A 19,759-nucleotide genomic window follows, 5' to 3' on the forward strand; every position below is an offset into this window, starting at 1 on the left:
AGCGTTCTCCTGAGGAATTTTTGCACCAATTTAGTGCATTATAGCCATATAACCCGAAAATCATCCCGTAAACAGGGAATTTGCGGTGAAAAAAGCCCATCCTGAGATGGGCTGAAAGTTTCCACGGCAACAAAACCCCGGACGCCTTTCACGTCGCAGCGTGATGGGCTCCCTCCGTTACCCGAATGGCCTGGTCTTACCCGGCACATCGGGATTCCTTTGGCCGCCTTACTGCAACGTAAAGGGCACCGGGCTTACTTCAAACTTAAGGCGATGTTAAACGCTGTAATACAGTTCGAACTCAACCGGATGCGGTGTCATACGAACACGGTCCATTTCAGCTTTACGCAGTTCAATGTACGCTTCGATTGCATCGTCAGTGAACACGCCACCACGGGTCAGGAACTCGCGGTCTTCGTTCAGGGCCGCCAGGGCTTCGTCCAGAGAACCTGCCACTTTTGGGATCTCGGCTTCTTCTTCCGGTGGCAGGTCGTACAGGTTTTTATCCATGGCATCGCCAGGGTGGATCTTGTTGATGATGCCGTCCAGGCCAGCCATCAGCAGTGCAGCGAAGCACAGGTATGGGTTTGCCGCCGGGTCAGGGAAGCGCGCTTCAATACGACGGGCTTTCGGGCTGGCAACCACTGGGATACGGATAGACGCAGAGCGGTTACGGGCAGAGTAAGCCAGCATTACTGGTGCTTCATAGCCCGGGACCAGACGCTTGTAAGAGTTGGTGGTCGGGTTGGCCAGGGCGTTGATGGCTTTAGCATGTTTGATCACACCGCCGATGTAGAACAGAGCCATTTCAGACAGGCCGCCGTATTTGTCGCCAGCGAACAGGTTAGTGCCGCCTTTTGACAGAGACATATGGCAGTGCATACCAGAGCCGTTATCGCCAAACATCGGTTTTGGCATAAAGGTCGCTGTTTTGCCGTAAGCGTGAGCAACGTTGTGGACGACATATTTGTAGATCTGAATTTCGTCAGCTTTTTTGGTCATGGTGTTGAAGCGGGTAGCCACTTCGTTCTGACCGGCCGTGGCCACTTCGTGGTGGTGAGCTTCAACCACCAGACCCATCTGCTCCATGGTCAGACACATGGCAGAACGGATGTCCTGCGCGGAGTCAACTGGTGGCACCGGGAAGTAGCCGCCTTTCAGACCTGGACGGTGGCCTTTGTTGCCGCCTTCGTACTCTTTACCGGAGTTCCAGTAAGCTTCGATATCATCGATAGCGACGTGAGAACCGGACGTGCTGCTGCCGAAACGGATGTCATCAAACAGGAAGAACTCTGGCTCTGGCCCAAACAGAACGGTGTCTGCAATGCCGGAAGAGCGCAGGAAATCTTCAGCACGTTTGGCGATGGAACGTGGGTCACGATCGTAGCCCTGCATGGTGCCTGGCTCGAGGATGTCACAACGGATGATCAGGGTAGAATCTGCAAAGAACGGGTCAATGACCGCCGTGGTAGCGTCAGGCATCAGAACCATGTCGGATTCGTTGATACCTTTCCAGCCACCAATGGAGGAGCCGTCAAACATTTTGCCTTCTTCGAAGAAGTCAGCATTAACCTGATGAGCGGGGATAGTCACGTGCTGCTCTTTACCTTTGGTGTCAGTAAAACGCAGGTCAACAAATTTGACTTCATGCTCGTTCATCATCGACAGAACGTGTTCAGCGGACATACTTAACTCTCCTGGATTTTGTCATTGTCGTCGTGACAGTGAACTTCACGGGTGCGCTTTGCGTTTCAGGGCGCTTACTCCGATAATAAAGATCTCTGCCGCGCTATCAACCGTTGTGGAAACTGGCGTTTTTCGCTTAAAGAGTAATTGCGAAATCTATGCCAACTTTTTTATTTCATGAAAAAAGCGCTATGATGCACCCTCTCGTGAAACGGGGACTGCACCACAATGGAAGTCGCGCACCATTTTGGTGCTATTGAGTGATTAATGGGCACTGTTTTGGTGCAATTTTTCGTCACAGTGCAATCTTTGCACTGAAAATGGCTATAAAAGCAATCCGGACAGTTATCTTTATATGAAATATGTGATCCTGTTCAGTCCTTCGATTAATCCGTGTACAATAGCGCGCTATTTCTAAATGCCTGAGGCAAAGCTGTGATCGAAAATTTGCGTAACATCGCCATTATTGCCCACGTTGACCATGGTAAAACTACCCTGGTTGATAAGTTGCTGCAGCAGTCCGGGACCTTTGATGCCCGCACCGAAGCAACCGAACGCGTAATGGACTCCAACGATTTGGAGAAAGAGCGTGGGATTACCATCCTCGCAAAAAACACCGCCATTAAATGGAATGACTACCGCATCAACATCGTGGATACCCCAGGACACGCCGACTTCGGCGGTGAGGTAGAGCGTGTGATGTCTATGGTCGACTCGGTGCTGCTGGTTGTGGATGCAATGGATGGCCCGATGCCGCAAACCCGTTTCGTGACCAAAAAAGCGTTTGCTAATGGTCTGAAGCCGATCGTGGTAATTAACAAAGTTGACCGCCCTGGCGCGCGTCCTGACTGGGTTGTTGATCAGGTCTTCGACCTGTTCGTTAACCTTGATGCGACCGATGAGCAGCTCGACTTCCCGGTGATCTATGCGTCTGCCCTGAACGGCATCGCAGGTCTGGATCACAACGATATGGCGGAAGACATGACCCCGCTGTACGAAGCGATTGTTCAGCACGTATCACCACCACAGGTTGAACTGGAAGCCCCGCTGCAGATGCAAATCTCTCAGCTGGACTACAACAACTACCTGGGTGTTATCGGTATCGGCCGTATCAAACGCGGTAAAGTTCGCCCTAACCAGCAGATCACTGTGATCAACAGCGAAGGCAAAACCCGTAACGCGAAAGTCGGTAAAGTTCTGACCCATATGGGCCTGGAGCGTATCGAAGCCACTGAAGCGGAAGCTGGCGATATCATCGCTATCACCGGTCTGGGCGAGCTGAACATCTCTGACACTATCTGCGACCCGCAGAATGTGGAAGCGCTGCCAGCCCTGAGCGTTGATGAACCGACCGTAACCATGTTCTTCTGCGTTAACACCTCTCCGTTCTGCGGTAAAGAAGGCAAGTATGTGACGTCACGTCAGATTCTTGATCGTCTGAACAAAGAACTGGTGCATAACGTGGCACTGCGTGTTGAAGAAACCCCAGATGCTGACGCCTTCCGCGTATCAGGTCGTGGTGAGCTTCACCTGTCAGTACTGATTGAAAACATGCGTCGTGAAGGTTTCGAGCTGGCGGTTTCCCGTCCTAAAGTTATCTTCCGTGAGTTCGAAGGCCGTAAGCAAGAGCCATTCGAAAACGTGACCCTCGACATCGAAGAACAGCATCAGGGTTCTGTGATGCAGGCGATGGGTGAGCGTAAAGGTGACATGAAAAACATGGATCCGGATGGCAAAGGCCGTGTGCGTCTCGACTACGAGATCCCAAGCCGTGGTCTGATTGGTTTCCGTAACGAATTCATGACCATGACGTCCGGTACCGGTCTGCTGTACTCCACCTTCAGCCACTACGACGACGTGCGTCAGGGCGAAGTGGGCCAGCGTCAGAACGGCGTACTGATCTCTAACGGCCAGGGTAAAGCGGTAGCGTTCGCCCTGTTCAGCCTGCAGGATCGCGGTAAGCTGTTCCTCGGCCACGGTGCTGAAGTGTATGAAGGCCAGATCATCGGTATTCACTCACGTTCAAACGACCTGACCGTAAACTGCCTGACCGGTAAGAAGCTGACCAACATGCGTGCTTCCGGTACGGATGAAGCCACTACGCTGGTTCCGCCACAGAAGATGACCCTTGAGCAGGCGCTTGAGTTCATTGATGATGACGAACTGGTCGAAGTGACGCCACAGTCGGTGCGTATCCGTAAACGTCACCTGACTGAAAACGACCGTAAGCGCGCAAGCCGCGGTCCAAAAGAAGCGTAATCACGCTTGCTCAGGGCCGGAGTTTTCTCCGGCCCTGTCCTTCCTGCTTCATCTTCCCCGCAGTTTTCAAAGCCCTCACCTGTTCAGTCTTCCAATTTACCGCTAGAGTGAATAACTCACCGGAACAAAAGGAGATGGCCATGCTGTATATCTTTGATTTAGGTAACGTCATTGTTGATATTGATTTCAACCGGGTTCTCGGTGTCTGGAGCGATCTGAGCCGCGTACCGTTAGCGACCCTGCAAAGCCGGTTCAAGATGGGGGAGAGCTTTCACCAGCACGAGCGGGGTGAAATCAGTGACGAAGAGTTTGCGCATAAAATGTGTGAAGAGCTTGAGCTGCCCTTAAGCTATGAGCAGTTTGCTGCTGGCTGGCAGGCCGTGTTCATCGGTGTGCGCCCGGAGGTGATTGCCATTATGCAGCGGCTGCGTGAGCAGGGAGAACGCGTCGTTATCCTCTCCAATACTAACCGCCTGCACTGCCAGTTCTGGCCAACGCAGTATCCTGAAGTTCAGGCTGCCGCAGATAAAATTTATCTGTCGCAGGAGATGGGTGTACGGAAACCTGAGCCGGAAATTTTTCAGCGTCTGTTAAACGAAGAAGATTTCTCCGCCGAAGAGGCGATCTTCTTTGATGATAATCACGATAATATCGAAGCTGCACGTCAGGCAGGCATACACAGTTTGCTTGTCACCGATGCCAGCGTGCTGCCTGCTTTCTTTGCCGATCGTCGCTGAATGTCTGTTTTGAACCATTACCGACACCGGTTGCGGGCCTTCTGGGCGTGGATAAAGCTGCTCTGGCAGCGTATTGACGAGGACGGCATGACGATGCTGGCCGGGCATCTGGCGTATGTATCTCTACTGTCGCTGGTGCCGCTGATTGCCGTTGTCTTTGCGCTGTTTGCCGCCTTTCCGATGTTTTCGGACGTCAGCGTTCAACTGAAAAACTTTGTCTTTAACAATTTCGTGCCGGCGGCCGGTGCCACTATCCAGAACTATCTGGAGCAGTTTGTCGCCAATGTCAGCAAGATGACCGCCGTGGGTGTTGGCGGCCTGGTCTTTACCGCGCTGTTGCTGATGTATTCGATTGATACTGCCCTCAACGTTATCTGGCGCAGTAAACGTAAGCGACCGCTGGTCTACTCCTTTGCGGTCTACTGGATGATTCTGACGCTGGGGCCGCTGCTGGCGGGAGCGAGCCTGGCGATCAGCTCCTATCTGCTGTCGCTGCACTGGGCAACCGTCAGCGGTGTCAGCATGCTGGTCGACATCGGACTGCGTATTTTCCCACTCCTGCTCTCCTGCCTGTCGTTCTGGCTGCTGTACAGCATTGTTCCCACCACTCAGGTGGCAGGACGCGATGCACTGGTAGGGGCTGTCGTGGCGGGTGCCCTGTTCGAACTGGGTAAAAAAGGCTTTGCGCTGTATGTTACGATGTTTCCCTCGTACCAGTTGATTTACGGCGTGCTTGCCGTTATCCCCATTCTTTTTTTATGGGTGTACTGGACGTGGTGTATCGTTTTATTAGGGGCGGAAGTGACCGCCACGCTGGGCGACTACCGCCGGCTTAAACAAGAAGAACAAGAAAGAGAAAACGAGGGATCATGATTGCCTTAATTCAACGGGCGCTTTCTGCCAGCGTCACCGTGGCGGGGGAAACCCTCGGCGAGATTGGGCCGGGTTTGCTGATTTTGCTGGGCGTAGAGAAAGGGGATACCCCGGGGACCGCACAAAAGTTAGCGGATAAGGTGCTGGGTTACCGTATTTTTGCCGATGAAAACGACAAGATGAACCTGAACGTGCAGCAGGCGGGGGGCAGCGTGCTGGTGGTGTCCCAGTTCACGCTGGCAGCCGACACCAAAAAAGGGATGCGCCCAAGTTTTTCCGGCGGTGCTGCGCCGTCCGACGCTGAAGAGCTGTATGAATACTTCGCTGCCTGCTGTCGTGATAAAGGTATCGCCACGGAAACCGGGCGTTTCGCCGCTGATATGAAAGTGGCGCTGATTAATGATGGCCCCGTAACCTTCTGGCTGCAGGTGTGAAGTCGTTAGCCGGACGGCACAGAAGTGACCTTGCGGGACCTGAAAGAGAGAACCATTTTATGTATCACCTCCGTGTGCCAGAAACTGCAGAAGAGTTAGATATCTATTACCAGTTCCGCTGGGAAATGCTGCGTAAGCCGCTGCATCAGCCGATGGGGTCGGAGCGTGACGCCTGGGATGCGCTGGCCCACCATCAGATGGTGGTGGATGAGAAAGGGGACCCGGTGGCCATCGGGAGGCTGTATATTAATGCCGACAACGAAGCCGCTATCCGTTTTCTGGCGGTCCACCCCTCCGTGCAGGGCAAAGGCCTGGGCACGCTGGTGGCGATGACCCTGGAGTCGGTGGCGCGTCAGGAAGGGGTCAAGCGTGTCGTCTGCAGCGCGCGTGAAGATGCCGTTGAGTTCTTTTCCAAGCTCGGCTACCTCAACCAGGGGGAGATCACCGCACCGCAGACCACGCCGGTACGCCATTTCCTGATGATTAAGCCGGTGGTGACGCTGGATGATATTCTGCACCGCGCTGACTGGTGTGGTCAGCTCCAGCAGGCATGGTATCAGCATATCCCGCTCAGTGAAAAAATGGGCGTGCGCATCCTGCAGTACACCGGTCAGAAATTTATCACCACCATGCCGGAAACCGGCAATCAGAATCCCCACCATACCCTGTTCGCGGGCAGCCTGTTTTCGCTGGCGACGCTGACCGGCTGGGGCCTGATCTGGCTGCTGCTGCGTGAGCGGCATCTGGGCGGGACGATCATTCTGGCCGATGCCCACATTCGCTATAGCAAACCGATCAGCGGCAGGCCGGGCGCGATTGCTGACCTGGGTTCTCTGAGTGGCGATCTTGACCGGCTGGCGCGTGGCCGTAAGGCGCGGGTGCAGCTTGAAGTTGAGCTGTTTGGTAACGATGAGTCGGGTGCGGTGTTTGAAGGGGTGTACATTGTACTGCCCGCCGACCCGGACGGCCCGTTGGAGCCGGGCGTGGGCAGCGGGCAATAAAAAAGTGCCTTAGCGGCCCTTTTTCTTGCGGCCCGGCTGGTTAAAGCGTTTACGACCCGCCGGGCTGGCAGCCGCTTTATCTGGCGTTTTTGCCCCGCTGCTGGTGGGCTTTTTCACGGCGGTTTTTTTCGCTGGTGCCTTCTTCGCGGATTTATCTTCGGAGGAGGAGTCCTCGATCAGCTTAAACAGTGCGATCAGCTCATCATCGGTCAAATCCCGCCATTCACCCGGCGGCAGGCCTTTCAGGCTGATGTTCATAATGCGAACACGCTCGAGCTTTGTCACCTCATAGCCAAAGTGCTCTGCCATGCGGCGGATCTGACGGTTCAGCCCCTGTACCAGCGTAATGCGAAACACAAAGGGTGCTTCTTTTTTCACTTTGCATTTTTTGGTCACCGTACCCAGCATCGGTACGCCTGCGCCCAGCCCGCGAATAAACTCTTCCGTCACCGGCTTGTTCACGGTCACGATATACTCTTTTTCGTGATCGTTACCGGCGCGCAGGATCTTGTTCACCAGATCGCCGTGGTTGGTCAGCAGGATCAGCCCCTGCGAGTCTTTATCCAGGCGTCCGATGGGGAACACCCGCTTGCTGTGGTTAACGAAATCGACAATGTTGTCCCGCTCACCGTCTTCCGTTGTGCTGACGATACCAACCGGCTTATTTAGCGCAATCAGCACCAGGTCATCTTCGTTACGCGGTTCAATAAGCTGGCCGTTTACTTTCACCACATCGCCAGCAAAGACCTGATCGCCCACCGAGGCACGCTTGCCGTTGATAAAAACGTTTCCCTGTTCGATGTATCGATCGGCATCGCGGCGTGAGCAGATGCCGCTCTCGCCAATGTATTTGTTCAGACGAATGGATGAATTGGTCAGCATGGTTCCCCCGTAAAAAAACGGACTATACCTTACCCGCGTGAGGTTGCGAAGCCCGGACGGGGCAGATAGTACCCCGAACGAGAATTACTGCGCGCCAGCGACCTGGCCTGCCTGCATGGTCTGTTGCACCGATTTATCGCCTGCCGTCACTGTCAGCGTGCCATTAGCCGACGATTTCAGTGATTGTGCCGCCGACAGATTGCCCTGCAATTTCAGCTGGAGATTGCCGTTACCCTGCAGTGGCACCTGTGGCCAGCCCCAGTCATGTAACACATTCACGGGCACCTGACGGCCACTCAGGGTCAACGATAGCGCACGTTGCGGTTGCTGGCTGAGCGTTGCCAGTCCCTCCAGCATACCTTCATGGCTGAAAGCACTCATCTCCGTCACGTTAATGCTGTTATCCCCGGCGTTGAGTACCAGCGAGGGATGGCGCAGGTCGACACGGTTAAACGTGGCTTCGGCGGCATTGACGCTCAGATCGCCTGACCAGATTCCCCACTGATGTTCACGAGCCATCAGCAGACGGTTGCCGGTGCCGTCCAGGGAGGTCATCTGGAAAGGGAAGTCCGGATTGATATCGATAATCAGGTTGCGATTAGCGCTGAATTTCGTCACTTCCACGCTGTCAAGCCAGGCGGGCAGCGGCTGCATCCAGCGTTCGCGCCAGTTGAGCGGCAGGGTATATTCCAGCCCGGCGATGACCAGTTCGTCCAGCGTCAGTTTCCGGTCACTGCGGGTCCAGTTACCCTGTGCACGCACCAGACCGTTGACCCAGCGTGAGCTGAACTGCGTAATGGCGATCCCCTGGGGGGAGAAGTCCATATTGGCAATCGGATCGTTCAACTGCAGGCTGCCATTCACAAAGCTGCTGGCGTTCAGTGACAGCGAGCCGTTATCGCTCTGCCAGTCACCCTGGCTCAGGCTCAGGCTCAGGTTTTTCAAATTCAGGTCGAGATCGGTCACCGCCCAGTCCTGTCCTTCAAGGCGGGCATCGGTCACATCGATGCGATCAAAATGCACTGGCGGCAGCGCACCCAACGGCAGCAGGAAATCGCGCAGCGTCTTATCTGTTTGCAGGCGGATGCTGTTCAGACGCAGGGTGGAAACCTGCCACGTACCGTTTGCATCGCGCTGCGCGCTGGCGGTCACGGAGCCCAGCGCCATGTCCGCCCCCAGGTTACTGAGCTGCAACTGTTGTCCTTTCAGGCTTCCCTGGATCAGCACGTTAGCGGCAGGGATGCCGTTCAGCGTCAGCGAGCCGGCACTCATCTGGAAGCGGGCTTCCTTGCCGAGAAGCTTACCGGCCTCCGGCTTCCACGGCATCACACCGCCATCAACACGCTGTGCCTGCAGCGGCCATTCACCCTCGCTGCGGTTCAGCGCCATCTGGCTGAGTTGCAAACGGTCAGCCTGTAATGAGAGCGGCGCACTTTTTTCACTGAGATTTAGCGTCCCCTGATCAAGGCGAATACTGGCAAAGTGCAGGGGATTGCTGAACTGGATCAGACCCAGGCCCAGATTAACGCGTTTAGCAACCAGCGTGGCGGGCTGACCTTTACGGCCAAAGGAGACGTTATTCAACAGCAGATGGCTGGGATCAGAAAAGTTATGCTCCATTTTACTGAGTGACAGCTCATAATCACTGTCGGCGCTGACCTGGCGACCGATCCAGCCCGCGCCCCACTGCGTCTGCAGCAAAACATACAGGGCAACGACCACCAGCAGTAGAAACAGCAGCAGCGTGAGCAAAACTTTTCCGAGAAACTTCATCGTATCCATCCCTATGAATTCTGGTAATGGCTTGTTATGCCTGATTTATCGCCGCATCTCAACCTGCATGCGGCGACCGGGTGAAATTTCCACACGTCTCCAGAATGACAGGAACCGGTTTATTTTTCCTGCGGGAACACCAGATTCAGAATGATCGCAGTGATACCCCCGGCGGCAATGCCGGAAGAGAGCAGCGTTTTAAGCCAGTCCGGTGCAAATTGCAGTATCAGCGGCTGCTGCGATACGCCGAGGCCGACGGCCAGCGACAGCGCAATAATCATGATAGCGCGGCGGTTAAGCGGTTCACGCGACACAATACGCACGCCGGACGCGGCGATGGTACCGAACATCACAATCGTTGCGCCGCCGAGTACCGGTTCAGGAATATGTTGCACGAAGCCACTCACCGCGGGGAACAGCCCCAGTACTATCAGCATCAGCGAGACAACAAAGCCGACGTAGCGGCTGGCCACGCCGGTAAGCTGGATCACACCGTTGTTCTGCCCGAAGCAGGAGTTAGGGAAGGTATTGAACAGTGCGGAAACAAACGAATTCAGGCCGTTAGCCAGCACCCCGCCTTTCAGGCGTTTCATATAGACCGGACCACTGACCGGCTGCTCGGAGACATCCGAGGTGGCAGTGATATCCCCGATGGTTTCCAGCGAGGTGACCATAAACACCAGCATCAGGGGGATAAGCAGGTTCCAGTCGATGCCCAGTCCGTAATAAAAGGGCATGGGAAGGGTAATCAGCGCGGTATTGGCCGGTGTCGTATTTTCCGGCAGCATGCCCATGGCCCAGGCCAGCAGGTAGCCTACCGCCATCGCGATCACCAGGGAAGCCACGCGCAGGTAAGCATTACGCTGGCGGTTCAGCAGAATGATTACCGCCAGCACCACGCCAGCCAGCAGCAGGTTTTTTGGCGCCCCGAAGGTGTGATCGTTCATCGCGGCAAAGCCCCCGCCGATGGACGTCAGGCCGACCTGGATCAGTGACAGGCCGATAATCATCACTACAATCCCGGACACCAGTGGGGTAATGACCCGGCGCGCCAGGTGCAGCACGCGCGACAGCGCCATTTCCGTGCAGGATGCCAGCATCAGCGTGCCGAACAGAGCCGCCATCATGGTGGGCACGTCAGCCCCGCCATTTTTCAGCGCCAGGCCGCCCATAATCAGCGGAGTCACAAAATTGAAGCTGGTACCCTGAATCGACAGCAGACCGGAGCCCACCGGGCCCCAGGTTTTTATCTGCAGAACAGACGCCACGCCGGAGGCAAAGAGCGACATACTGATAATATGCTGGGTATCCTGCGCGGGCAGGCCCAGGGCCTGACAAATCAGCAGGGCCGGGGTAATAACCGCGACAAACATCGCCAGCAAGTGCTGACAGGCTGCAAACAGGGTTTGCGGTAACGGTGGGCGATCTTCAAGGCGGTAAATAAGTTCGCTTTTGCCAGTAGCAACAGGGCTACGGTCGGCGGCAGCATCTTGGGTTTCAACGGTCATGTTAAGGCTTCCCGGGGCAACAAAGGGGCGATTTTAATCTTCTTTAGCGCAAAAGCAATCGTTTGCCAACGTGGCAAACAGGAATCTAAAACATTCATGATCAGGCGTTGGTATAGCGTTCGGTTTCCGGTAGCCAGCGTTCGATCAGGGCGACTGCCTGCGCCGGATAGTGCTGATGAATATGGCGCGCCACGCGCTGGACTTCAGGGATCATTGCCTGATCGCGCAGCAGGTCGGCGACTTTGAATTCGGCATTCCCGGTCTGGCGTGTGCCGAGCAGCTCACCAGGACCGCGAATTTCAAGGTCACACTGGGCAATGACAAAACCATCGTTGCTGTCGCGCAGTACCTGTAAGCGTTTCTGGGCCGTTTTACTCAGCGGCGCTTTATACAATAGTACGCAGTGAGAGGCGATCGCCCCACGGCCGACGCGGCCGCGCAGCTGGTGCAGCTGTGCCAGGCCCAGACGCTCCGGGTTCTCAATAATCATCAGGCTGGCATTGGGGACATCCACCCCGACCTCAATGACCGTGGTGGCAATTAACAGGTGAATATCACCCTGTTTAAAGGCCTGCATCACGGCCTGTTTTTCCTGCGGTTTCATGCGACCGTGTACCAGCCCGATATTCAGCTCAGGCAGGGCCAGTTTCAGCTCTTCCCAGGTGGCCTCAGCCGCCTGCGCTTCCAGCAGCTCAGACTCCTCGATCAGCGTACACACCCAGTAGGCCTGGCGGCCTTCGCTGCCACAGGCCAGTTTCACTCTGGCAATGATATCGGCCCGGCGCGTATCCGGGATCGCCACGGTAGTCACTGGCGTGCGGCCCGGCGGCATTTCGTCGATGGTGGAGGTGTCCAGGTCTGCATAGGCGGTCATCGCCAGGGTGCGGGGGATGGGCGTCGCGGTCATAATCAGCTGGTGTGGATGGAAACCCTGCTCTTCGCCTTTCTCCCACAGCGCCAGGCGCTGGTGGACGCCAAAGCGGTGCTGCTCATCGATAATGACCAGCGCCAGACCGTTAAACTGCACCTGCTCCTGGAAAATTGCATGGGTGCCAACAATCATCGAAACCTGGCCGCTGGCAATGGCTTCCTGCTGGGCGATGCGGGCTTTGCCTTTTTGTTTACCTGCCAGCCAGCCGACTTCCAGCCCCAGCGGTGCAAACCACTGACGGAAGTTATTCGCGTGCTGTTCGGCCAGCAGTTCGGTGGGAGCCATCAATGCTACCTGTTTGCCAAAGGCAATGACATTCAGCGCGGCCAGCGCCGCAACCAGCGTTTTCCCTGAGCCCACATCACCCTGAACCAGACGCATCATCGGGTAGTCGCGGGCCAGATCGGTTTCGATCTCACGCACCACGCGTGCCTGGGCGTTAGTCGGTTTGAAGGGCAGGGCCGCCAGCAGCCTGTCACTCAGACTGTGGCGGGCCTCCATCGGCAGGGCATGATAGCGCTGGGCTCCGGCACGCACCGCCAGCATGCTGAGATTGTGCGCCAGCAACTCCTCCATAATCAGCCGTCGCTGGGCAGGATGGGTGCCGCTGTCCAGATCGGCCAGTGCCATATCCGGCGGCGGCCGGTGCAGGGTTCGCAGGGCCGCGGGCAGGCTGATCAGGCCCTGGCTTAACTCCGGCGGCAGCAGTTCGGCAATGGCGCAGGTGTCCAGCAGGGTTAACGCCTGGTCAGTGAGATTCCGCAGTGTGGCCTGGCGGACACCTTCCGTAGTGGAGTAGACGGGCGTCAGCGTCTCCTGGAGCGCCGTCACGCTGCTTTCCCCCTGAACCTTATATTCAGGATGAATAATCTCTGCGCCACGCTGGCCGCGTTTGATCTCGCCATAGGCGGTAACGCGACGGCCAGCGGCGAGGCTGTTTTTCATTCCCGCATTGAAGTTAAAGAAGCGCAGGGTCAGCACGCCGCTACCGTCGCTGATCTGACAGGTGAGCATACGACGACGGCCAAATGAGATGTCGCAATGCAGCACTTCCCCTTCTACCGTGGCGTAAATGCCCGGCAGCAGGTCGTTGATGGCATACAGCTGGGTACGGTCTTCATAACGCATCGGCAGGTGCAGCAGTAGATCCTGTACCGTCAGCAGGCCGAGTTTAGCCAGCTTTGCCGCCTGACTGGCACCCACACCTGATAGCGTGTTCAGCGGGACGGCATCGAGCAGACGGCCCTGCATTATTTATGCGCCTTCGACTGCATGGTGGCCCACCATTCCGGTTCCGCTACGACTTCACCCCGATCGTTAATTTCCGGGTAGGGTAGTCCCTTATGCTTTGCCACGCGGGCCAGTACCGGATAACCCCCCTCGAATAGCAGACGCTGCTGCTCCGCATAGTCCAGCGTGCTTTCTTCACGCAGGTACATGCCGGCATTTTGCCGCTGACGCTGGGCTTCATAGAGGATCAGTGCTGATGCCACGGAAACATTCAGCGACTGCACCATCCCGATCATCGGAATGATAATATCCTGATCGGCCAGGTCGAGCGCCTCCTGGGTGATCCCGGTTTTTTCCTGCCCCATTAAGATACAGGTGGGGCGGGTGTAGTCGATTTCACGAAAATCAACGGCCTTGTCAGAAAGGTGGGTGGCCAGAATCTGCATGTTCTGATCTTTAAGATGGGTCACGGCGTCCGATATGGTCCGGTGAGTTTTCACCTGTACCCAGCTGTTACTGCCTGCAGCGGAAGATACCATGGTGCGCATACGGCTGCCTGGCCATACGGCGTGAACTTCATGCACGCCAACGGCGTCAGCGGTACGGATCACTGCAGAAACGTTATGAGGTTTATGCACCTGCTCCATACAGACCGTCAGGTCATGCTGACGGGCGGCAAGCATTGCGCGGATGCGGGCATAACGTTGAGCATTCATGAGAAGCAGACTCCCTAAAAATTAGTCATTCCGTCAGACCGGCGATCGGGGAGCAGAAAGAGACGGAGCAGGGCTCCGTCCCTGACTTAATTGCGGTTGCGGTGCACCTTGATCACATCCGGCATCACGCGAATTTTACGCATGATATTCGCCAGATGAACGCGATCGCGTGCCGTCAGACGGATAAAGGCGCTGTACACACGACCGTCTTTCTCTTCGGTGTTCAGGCTCTGAATATTGGAACCCGCGGTGTTGATGGCCGCCGTCAGGTTAGCCAGCGCGCCCTGGTGGTTAAACATATCCACCTTAATTTCAGCCACGAACTCCTGCTCGGTCACCTTATCCCACTCTACGGCCATGTATTTCTCAGGCTCTTTCTGGTAACCGCGGATATTACGACAGGATTCATGGTGTACCACCAGGCCTTTGCCCGGGCTGACGTGCGCCACAATCGGGTCACCGGGGATGGGACGGCAACATTTGGCGAAGGTGATCAGGACGCCATCGGCACCTTTGATTGGCAGCTTGCTGCGCGCTCCGCTGGCAGGTGACGTGCCCGTTGCTGACGCCGTACTCTGGTCACTCTGCTGCAGATTTTTCGCCACCACCACGCTCATCGCGTTGCCAAGGCCAATTTCAGCCAGCAGGTCGTCCAGCGTGGCCAGCTTCATACGCTCCAGCTCATGCTGAACGTTAGCTTCAGGAATTTCGGCCAGCTTACGGCTGCCGCCCAGAGCGTGATTGAGCAGGCGACGGCCCAGGCTGACCGAGTCATCGCGTTTAAGATTTTTCAGCAGTTGGCGGATCTTGGCGCGCGCTTTGGAACTGACAACAAAGTTTAGCCACGCCGCATTCGGGCGGGCACCCGGTGCGGTAATGATTTCTACGGTCTGGCCGCTGGTCAGCGACTGCGACAGCGGATAAGGCTGGCGATCGACACGTGCGCCGACGCAGGCATGACCGATATCGGTATGGACAGCATAGGCGAAGTCCACTGGCGTCGCGCCGGCAGGAAGTTCGACAATGCGCCCTTCCGGAGTGAAGACGTAAATTTCATCCGGGAACAGGTCGGATTTAACGCTTTCGATAAATTCAAACGAGCTGCCGGCGCTCTGCTGCAGCTCAAGCAGGCTCTGCAACCACCGCTGGGCGCGGATCTGTGCCGTGGTGCTGCTTTCGCCCTGCTCTTTATAAGCCCAGTGCGCGGCGACCCCCATCTCTGCCATTTGATCCATATCTTCGGTACGGATCTGCACCTCAACCGGCACGCCGTGCGGGCCGATCATTGAGGTATGCAGGGACTGATAGCCGTTGGCCTTGGGGATAGCAATATAGTCTTTGACCCGGCCAGGGCGCGGCTTGTACAGGCTGTGCATCTGGCCCAGTACGCGGTAGCAGGTATCAACATCACGGACAATGACCCGGAAAGCGTAGATATCCATAATGGAATGGAATCGCTGCTCTTTCAGGTGCATTTTGCAGTAGATGGAGTAAAGGTGCTTCTCACGTCCGCTGACGCGACGGGTAATACCGGCTTCTTCGAGGCGACCGTCAATTTCGGAGAGGATTTTTTGAATCATCTCTTTACGGTTGCCGCGTGCTGCTTTCACCACTTCTTTAATCACGCGATAGCGGTTCGGATACAGGGCTTCAAAGCCCAGCTCTTCCAGCTCGGTTTTAAGGTGGTGAATACCCAGGCGGTGTGCCAGCGGGCTGTAAATTTCGAGGGTTTCCTGGGCAATGCGGCGCTTTTTATCGGGACGCAATGCACCCAGAGTACGCATATTATGCGTACGGTCAGCCAGCTTGATCAAAATGACGCGGATATCCTGCACCATCGCCATGATCATCTTGCGGAAGTTTTCAGCCTGGGCTTCTTTTTTATCGCGGAATTTCAGCTTATCGAGCTTGGAAACCCCTTCGACCAGTTCCGCAACAGTCTGACCAAACAGCTGTTCCATATCCTGGTAGGTGGCAGGGGTGTCTTCGATAACGTCGTGCAGAAGGGCGGCCATCAATGTTTCATGGTCGAGCTTCATTTCAGCCAGGATACAGGCTACGGCAACCGGATGGGTGATGTAAGGCTCACCGCTGGAGCGTGTCTGTCCCTCGTGAGCATCACGTGCGACAAGGTAAGCTTGCTTGAGGCGCTTTATTTGCTCCTCAGGCAAGTATCTTTCAATCAGCTGATTGAGGCTTTCAAACAGATACAAGGCGGGCCTTCAAAGCGAATTAACGACGACCTTCAGCAATAGCGGTAACAGCCTGCATTTCAGCGGCTTCCTGCTCATGCTGCTCCTGGCGATCGCGAACGTCGAGGATCTGATTAGTGATCAGGCCTTCTTCGATTTCGCGCAGCGCGATAACGGTAGATTTGTCGTTCTCTTCCGGAACCAGTGGGTCTTTGCCGCCAACCTGCATCTGACGTGCGCGACGTGCTGCTACCAGAACCAGGTCAAAACGGTTACCAATTTTTTCTACTGCGTCCTGTACGGTTACGCGTGCCATAAGTGTGATACTCCACGGGTGGTGACGAAATGACTGGGCATCATACTGAGTTGTCCTCAGTCTGCCAATAGTTTGCTGATTAAAGCATCATGACGGGCTTTTTGACGAGCCATGCGCAAACGCTCTGCGCGAATAATATTTTTCAGGTCGGACAGCGCCAGGTCGAAATCATCATTCACGATCAGATAGTCGTACTCTGCGTAATGGCTCATTTCTGCTACGGCCTGCGCCATACGTTTAGTGATCACTTCTTCGCTGTCCTGGCCGCGGCCTCGCAGTCGGCGGTCCAGTTCGTCTTTCGACGGCGGCAGCACAAAAATGCTACGTGCGGACGGCATTTTCTCACGAATCTGTTTTGCACCCTGCCAGTCGATATCAAGAAATACATCAACGCCGGTCGACAGCACCTGCTCAATCGCTTTACGCGAGGTTCCGTAATAGTTACCAAACACTTCAGCATGTTCAAGAAACGCATCTTCGCTGATCATGGAGCGGAACTCGTCGTGATTGACGAAGTAGTAATGCTCTCCATGATTTTCACCCGGCCGGACGCCACGCGTGGTGTGGGAGACGGAAACCTGTGTATCGTACAGCGGTTGCGTTTTTAACAGTGCCTGAATCAGGCTGGATTTACCCGCGCCGCTGGGGGCGGAAATAATAAAAAGTGTGCCTTGAGCCATGATTATTCTTGATATGCCAATAAAGCGGAGTCTACTTCCTGCACAGTATACACAGGTGCAGCCCGTCATGCAGCGTTTAGGGTGCGTTAACCCGTTTTTTCTGAAGAAACAGGCCGCATCGCGCAATTTTTTGTCGGCGGATATGAGCCGGGAGCGGAAGTTCTGAAGCCATCTCCCGAATGGTCGTTTCCTTCCTCGCCATCCGTCCGGACCTGCGTTTTACTGCCGCCCTTCACTGGCACGAAAGGAGGAAAGGATGCGTTACGTCATCGTACTGATGTGGGGGTTCAGTTCAGCGGCCATTGCCGCGTGCCCGGTCTGGACGCCCGTGCGTGCAGAGGCTGAGATCAGCGCACTGGACGCGCAGTTAACGCAGTGGGATGACGCCTATTACCGTCAGGGAAAAAGTCAGATAAGCGACGCCGACTACGATGCTTTACAGGGCAAAATGCAGCAGTGGCAGCGCTGTTTTCAACCTGCCAGTGACCGTCGGCCACAGCTGACTACCGATGGTCACGTACTGCACCCTGTTGCCCACGTCGGCGTCAGGAAGCTGTCGGGGAAAGCGGCGATGGCGAAATGGATGGAGAGTAAGCCAGACCTGGTGGTGCAGCCTAAAGTGGACGGGGTGGCGGTAACGCTGGTTTACCAGAACGGTATCCTGGCGAAAATGATCAGCAGGGGGGATGGGATCGTCGGGGAAGACTGGACGGCCAGCGCCAGGGCGATCGCGGCTATTCCCGACGTTATACCGCTTTCATCCGGGCAACAGGTTTTTCAGGGGGAACTGTATCTGATGATGAACGATCATCACCAGGCTGTCGACGGGGGCAAAAATGCCCGCGCCATCGTGGCAGGTGCCATGAGAGCCAAAAACCCTGGCGGCGTGCTGCGCAACATCGGGCTGTTTGTCTGGGCCTGGCCGGACGGACCGGAAACCCTTGCACAGCGGCTGTCCGGGCTGCGTAAAGCCGGATTCCCTGATGTCAGCGCCTGGACGCGCAGAGTGAAGGATGCGGATGAGGTTGAGGCATGGCGTGAGCGCTGGTTTCATCAGCCCCTGCCGTTTGTCACCGATGGCGTTGTTGTACACGCCATTCCCGCTCAGAAGGGCAATAGCTGGATGCCGGATGCTGGCGACTGGGCGGTGGCATGGAAATATGCACCGCCGCAGGTGTCCGGCGAAGTGCAGTCAGTGTCATTTTCAGTCGGTCGCACCGGGAAAATCAGCGTAGTGTTAAATCTTGAGCCAGTGCAGCTGGATGATAAACGTATCAGCCGGGTCAGCGTGGGGTCATTAGCCCGCTGGCGGCAACGTGATGTTATGGCAGGCGATCAGGTTCGCATCAGCCTGGCTGGCCAGGGGATCCCGCGGCTGGATAGCGTTCTCTGGCGCGTTGCGCAGCGCGACCTGCCTCGTCCGCCTGACGGCAACTTTCATGCACTGAGCTGCTTTCATCCGACACCTGAGTGTCGTCAGCAGTTTCTGGCAAGGCTGGAGTGGTTGAGCGGAACGTCGGGGTTGAATCTGACGGGAATAGGGCGGCAGCGCTGGCAGCAGTTGATTCAGTCCGGAAGTCTGACTCACCTGTTTTCATGGCTGACATTATCGCAGGAGCAGCTCCAGGCCATTCCGGGGATAGGGAAGGCAAAAGCGCAGGCTTTCTGGCAACAGTTTCGTTTAAGCCGCCAGCGCCCTTTTAAATGGTGGGTCAGGGCACTGGGAGTGCCTATACCCGCGCAGGCAATGCATTCGCTGTCAGACGACAGCTGGGTACCGCTGCTGTCACGCAGCATGCAGGAGTGGCAGCAACAGCCGGGCGTGGGGCCCGGCCTGGCAGGAAAAATCTATGCTTATCTGCACCATCAGGAAGTGGAATGGCTCATCCGCTGGCTGGAAGCATCAGCCTCCCGTGATCAGTGGTCACCGTGAGGGTAGTTGAACACCGGGAGCCCCAGTTTGAAACGCAGCGCTAAAAGACGCGCACTAAATCCGGCGAGCAGCGTGATGATAATCACGGTTTCCGTTGCCATTGTCGTTTTCAGCAACAGGATATAGATCCAGCCAGAGGCGAAGGCGATCCCGGCGTAAAGCTCCTTCTGAAAAACCAGAGGAATACGATTACAGAACATATCGCGGAGTACGCCTCCGAAGACCCCGGTGACGACCGCGCTGATCGCCGCAATGATCCCAGCGTGCCCCATATCCAGGGCAACCTGAGCTCCAATGATGGAGAAGACCACCAGACCCAAGGCATCCAGGACCAGAAAAACTTTACGCAGGTGCGGCATCAATGGGGCAGCCAGCGTGGTAATCACGGCGGCGGCGGCCACGATCATAATGTATTCGGGATGCCTGACCCAGCCAAGCGGGTAATGGCCCAGTAGCATGTCGCGCACCGACCCTCCACCAATCGCGGTAACAGACGCAATGATGATAACGCCGAACATATCCATCTTACGTCGGCCAGCGGCCAGCGCCCCGGTCATGGACTCTGCGGTGATACCAATGATGTAAAGTACAGTGAGCAACATAGCCAT

The 19,759-nt window shown here is 56.0% G+C and carries 16 protein-coding genes; 6 read left to right on the top strand and 10 right to left on the bottom strand.

Annotated features, from left to right (window positions below; all coding sequences use genetic code 11):
• Positions 1-276: 276 nt before the first annotated feature.
• On the bottom strand, positions 277-1,686 hold the full coding sequence (gene glnA / locus ACZ3HG_RS19260; protein ID WP_191935375.1) for a glutamate--ammonia ligase: 1,410 nt from the start codon (positions 1,684-1,686) through the stop codon (positions 277-279).
• A 435-nt stretch (positions 1,687-2,121) separates the two neighbouring features.
• Between glnA and typA the strand changes: the two genes are divergently transcribed.
• The 5 genes from typA to fabY all read left to right on the top strand — a co-directional run bounded on the left by typA (position 2,122) and on the right by fabY (position 6,990).
• Entirely contained in the window at positions 2,122-3,945 is a 1,824-nt protein-coding gene (typA, locus tag ACZ3HG_RS19265; protein WP_062746998.1) for a ribosome-dependent GTPase TypA, read from the top strand.
• A 140-nt stretch (positions 3,946-4,085) separates the two neighbouring features.
• Positions 4,086-4,682 carry a glucose-1-phosphatase gene (yihX, locus tag ACZ3HG_RS19270; RefSeq protein ID WP_118665121.1) on the top strand — a complete coding sequence of 199 codons (597 nt, stop codon included), beginning with the start codon at positions 4,086-4,088 and terminating at the stop codon, positions 4,680-4,682.
• Entirely contained in the window at positions 4,683-5,555 is an 873-nt protein-coding gene (locus ACZ3HG_RS19275) for a virulence factor BrkB family protein (RefSeq protein ID WP_062746994.1), read from the top strand.
• Positions 5,552-5,989 carry a D-aminoacyl-tRNA deacylase gene (dtd, locus tag ACZ3HG_RS19280; protein ID WP_118665119.1) on the top strand — a complete coding sequence of 146 codons (438 nt, stop codon included), beginning with the start codon at positions 5,552-5,554 and terminating at the stop codon, positions 5,987-5,989. The genes ACZ3HG_RS19275 and dtd overlap by 4 nt, the downstream gene beginning before the upstream one ends.
• Positions 5,990-6,048: 59 nt before the next feature.
• Positions 6,049-6,990 carry a fatty acid biosynthesis protein FabY gene (fabY, locus tag ACZ3HG_RS19285; protein WP_062746990.1) on the top strand — a complete coding sequence of 314 codons (942 nt, stop codon included), beginning with the start codon at positions 6,049-6,051 and terminating at the stop codon, positions 6,988-6,990.
• 9 nt (positions 6,991-6,999) lie between these two features.
• Here fabY and rluF read toward each other — a convergent pair whose 3' ends face one another.
• The 8 genes from rluF to gmk form a co-directional block, all read right to left on the bottom strand.
• A complete protein-coding gene (gene rluF, locus ACZ3HG_RS19290) occupies positions 7,000-7,872 on the bottom strand; it encodes a 23S rRNA pseudouridine(2604) synthase RluF (protein WP_191935373.1) in 873 nt (290 codons plus the stop codon).
• 84 nt (positions 7,873-7,956) lie between these two features.
• Positions 7,957-9,645, bottom strand: a complete 1,689-nt coding sequence (locus ACZ3HG_RS19295; RefSeq protein ID WP_465333943.1) for an AsmA family protein — start codon at positions 9,643-9,645, stop codon at positions 7,957-7,959.
• 119 nt (positions 9,646-9,764) lie between these two features.
• On the bottom strand, positions 9,765-11,153 hold the full coding sequence (locus ACZ3HG_RS19300; RefSeq protein WP_191935371.1) for a nucleobase:cation symporter-2 family protein: 1,389 nt from the start codon (positions 11,151-11,153) through the stop codon (positions 9,765-9,767).
• Positions 11,154-11,253: 100 nt separating this feature from the next.
• Positions 11,254-13,335, bottom strand: a complete 2,082-nt coding sequence (gene recG / locus ACZ3HG_RS19305; protein WP_465333945.1) for an ATP-dependent DNA helicase RecG — start codon at positions 13,333-13,335, stop codon at positions 11,254-11,256.
• Positions 13,335-14,030 carry a tRNA (guanosine(18)-2'-O)-methyltransferase TrmH gene (gene trmH / locus ACZ3HG_RS19310; RefSeq protein WP_191935369.1) on the bottom strand — a complete coding sequence of 232 codons (696 nt, stop codon included), beginning with the start codon at positions 14,028-14,030 and terminating at the stop codon, positions 13,335-13,337. Before trmH ends, recG begins: the two co-directional genes overlap by 1 nt.
• Before the next feature lie 86 nt (positions 14,031-14,116).
• Complete coding sequence (spoT, locus tag ACZ3HG_RS19315; protein ID WP_191935368.1) at positions 14,117-16,243, bottom strand: bifunctional GTP diphosphokinase/guanosine-3',5'-bis pyrophosphate 3'-pyrophosphohydrolase; 2,127 nt, start codon at positions 16,241-16,243, stop codon at positions 14,117-14,119.
• Positions 16,244-16,262: 19 nt separating this feature from the next.
• Positions 16,263-16,538 (bottom strand): DNA-directed RNA polymerase subunit omega, encoded by a 276-nt coding sequence (gene rpoZ / locus ACZ3HG_RS19320; protein WP_191935367.1) that lies wholly within the window; start codon positions 16,536-16,538, stop codon positions 16,263-16,265.
• A 56-nt stretch (positions 16,539-16,594) separates the two neighbouring features.
• Positions 16,595-17,218 (bottom strand): guanylate kinase, encoded by a 624-nt coding sequence (gene gmk, locus ACZ3HG_RS19325; RefSeq protein WP_191935366.1) that lies wholly within the window; start codon positions 17,216-17,218, stop codon positions 16,595-16,597.
• A 256-nt stretch (positions 17,219-17,474) separates the two neighbouring features.
• Here gmk and ligB point away from each other — a divergent pair, with 256 nt between their 5' ends.
• Positions 17,475-19,151, top strand: coding sequence for an NAD-dependent DNA ligase LigB (ligB, locus tag ACZ3HG_RS19330; RefSeq protein WP_465333948.1), 1,677 nt, complete (start codon positions 17,475-17,477; stop codon positions 19,149-19,151).
• Here the strand turns inward: ligB and ACZ3HG_RS19335 are convergent.
• On the bottom strand, positions 19,136-19,753 hold the full coding sequence (locus ACZ3HG_RS19335) for a trimeric intracellular cation channel family protein (RefSeq protein ID WP_191935364.1): 618 nt from the start codon (positions 19,751-19,753) through the stop codon (positions 19,136-19,138). The two genes, ligB and ACZ3HG_RS19335, sit on opposite strands and share 16 nt — an antisense overlap.
• Positions 19,754-19,759: the final 6 nt, after the last annotated feature.

It is taken from the genome of Erwinia sp. PME.40.26/001, from assembly GCF_055556675.1.